General features: G+C 59.4%; 3 protein-coding genes. 1 reads left to right on the forward strand and 2 read right to left on the reverse strand.

The genetic code is table 11. The features are described 5' to 3' along the window. Positions 1–132: 132 nt before the first annotated feature. Positions 133–852 (forward strand): photosystem II biogenesis protein Psp29, encoded by a 720-nt coding sequence (psb29, locus tag NW829_RS12115; RefSeq protein ID WP_041436186.1) that lies wholly within the window; start codon positions 133–135, stop codon positions 850–852. A 9-nt stretch (positions 853–861) separates the two neighbouring features. Here the strand turns inward: psb29 and NW829_RS12120 are convergent, their stop codons facing one another. Together NW829_RS12120 and NW829_RS12125 are read right to left on the reverse strand one after the other, a co-directional pair. Then, a complete protein-coding gene (locus tag NW829_RS12120; protein ID WP_011432154.1) occupies positions 862–1,566 on the reverse strand; it encodes an esterase/lipase family protein in 705 nt (234 codons plus the stop codon). Positions 1,567–1,569: 3 nt separating this feature from the next. Continuing rightward, positions 1,570–2,094, reverse strand: coding sequence for a GNAT family N-acetyltransferase (locus NW829_RS12125; RefSeq protein ID WP_414343795.1), 525 nt, complete (start codon positions 2,092–2,094; stop codon positions 1,570–1,572). Positions 2,095–2,209: the final 115 nt, after the last annotated feature.

The following is a 2,209-nucleotide window of genomic DNA, read 5'->3' on the forward strand; positions in this document are numbered from 1 at the left end:
ATCCATGCGCAGCGTGGTAGGAATCTCCAGCCTTCAGGCCGGGGAGGATGTCAACACAGCTTGCCCTCAGGGTCAGCACAGGTGAGAATAAAAAAACAGAGAAGCCATCCTCAAGCTCATTTTTGTCTGCCTGTGAATCCTGTTCGCACCCTCTCCGCCACCAAAGCGGCCTTTTTCAGCGCCTACCCTCGCCCGATCAACGCCGTCTATCGCCGGGTGGTGGAGGAGTTGTTGGTGGAGCTGCACCTGACCACTGTCAACAGCACCTTCGTCTACGATCCGTTTTTTGCCTTGGGGCTGGTCACCCTCTACGACGGGCTGATGGAAGCCTATCACCCCCCTGAGCAGCGAGAAGCCATTTTCAACGCCCTCTGTAAGGCTCTGCACCTCAAGCCGGAGGTGTTGCGCAAGAATGCCCGCGATCTGCTGGAGTTGATGGGAAGCGGGGATCCCCGTCAAAGACTTGATCTCCTCTGTCTCAAGCCAGAGGCGGAAGATGTGGGTGGGTTGAAAGCCATTTTGGAGCGCATGACTCAGCCGCCCTACGCCTACAGCCGGGTCTTAGCTGTTGGCCTTTACACAGCCTATGAAGTTGTGGCCAAGTCCCTTTACGAAGAACCAGAAGAACGCACCCGCCGCTTTTTGGAGAATGTGGTGAGCAAGCTGCCCTTTTCAACAGAGCGGGTGAGAAAAGATCTGGAGCTCTATCGCAGCAGTTTGGATCGCATGAAGCAGGCGCGGGCTGTGGTCGAGGAGATGGTAAAAGCCGCCCGGCGTCAGCAGGAACGCCGCCAATCGGCCGCCTCTTTGCCCGAGACTTCCCTCGGCGACCCAAGCAAGCCTGGCAGCTAAACCCCGGCCCTAAGCCAGATACTGAGCCCAAGTTTCCACCACCTCGGGGGATCCATACCAGCGCCGTCCACCCCGACCGGAATGGTAGCAGTTGGGCAGAGTGAGGTTAACAGCCCCCTGCAGGTGGGCAGCCTCGATGGGGGTAATGCCATCGCCCCACAATTCCCCCTGTCCAGCCGTGAGCCAATAGCTGTTGTAGGCCAGCCAAGCCAGATAATGCTCCTGTCGCCACAGGGATCCCAGACTCAACCTCTGCCCCTGGATGACCCTGCCCGCCACGCACACATATTTGACCTCGGGCCAAAAGGCCCCCGGATAGTGGGTGTTGACAAAGTCCAAATTGCGCTTCGTCCAGCGCTCCCGGCTGGTGTGGGGGGATCCCAAGCTAATCAGCGCAGCGACCTGCTCCCGCCCCTGCCACACCTGTCCCCCATAGGGCACGGATCCCAGGTAGATGCGGGCAATCCAGCCGCCGGCGGAGTGGGCCACCAGGTTAACTCGGTCAACCCCAAACTCAGCGCAGGTCTTTTGGATGGTCTCTCGAAGGGCCCACAGGATGGGAGTGACAGGCCTTCCCCCCAGCGTGGGAAACCAACTGCGCACCTGCAACGGCACCACCCGTGCCGCATAGCCGCGGGCTTCCAGCTCTTGGCGCAGGGGCTCATACTCCGACGCACCCGCCAGATAACCGGGCAAAATCACCACAGGGGCCATACGCTAGCGGGGATACCAGAACATGCCTTTGATCCCCTCAGGGTCGGCGGTGAAGCCCAGCCGTTCGTAAAAGCTGACCACTCCCTGATCGGCAAAAAGGGTGATGTTGCTGATGTCTCGGGCGCGCAGCTCGTGGATCACCTTTTCCATCAGCCGCTTGCCCAGACCCCTACCCTGGAAATCGGGATGAACCACCACATCCCAAATGGTGGCATTGAAAGCGTGGTCGGACGTTGCCCGGGCAAAGCCGATGAGGCGACGGTAGCTGCCCCGCTGCTGCCACATCGACACCACCAAAAAGCTGTGCTGCAGGGCTTTTCTCACCTTGTGAATGGGGCGACGCGACCACCCCACCGCATCGCAGAGCTCCTCTAGCTCGTACAGATCCAAGTTGGGATCCAAGCTGAAGAGGATTGTCTCCCCTCGTACCACCACCGTTTCCTGGCGACGGTCGGCCCTAGCTGTTTGCGCCGGCTCTTTGGTTGTAGCAGCTCCTGCTGACCCGAACAGGCCTTTCCAAAAACTCATGTGAATCGCTGCCGAGTGAAAGCTCACCCCTACTTTGGGTGAGCGTGTCCTCAGTATAGCCAGGATCGGTGGCGGAATTGTTTCCAATTTCTAGGGATCCCCCCGAAGGGGGAAC

The organism is Synechococcus sp. R55.8 (assembly GCF_047461895.1).
In the GTDB taxonomy this organism is placed as follows: Bacteria; Cyanobacteriota; Cyanobacteriia; order Thermostichales; family Thermostichaceae; genus Thermostichus.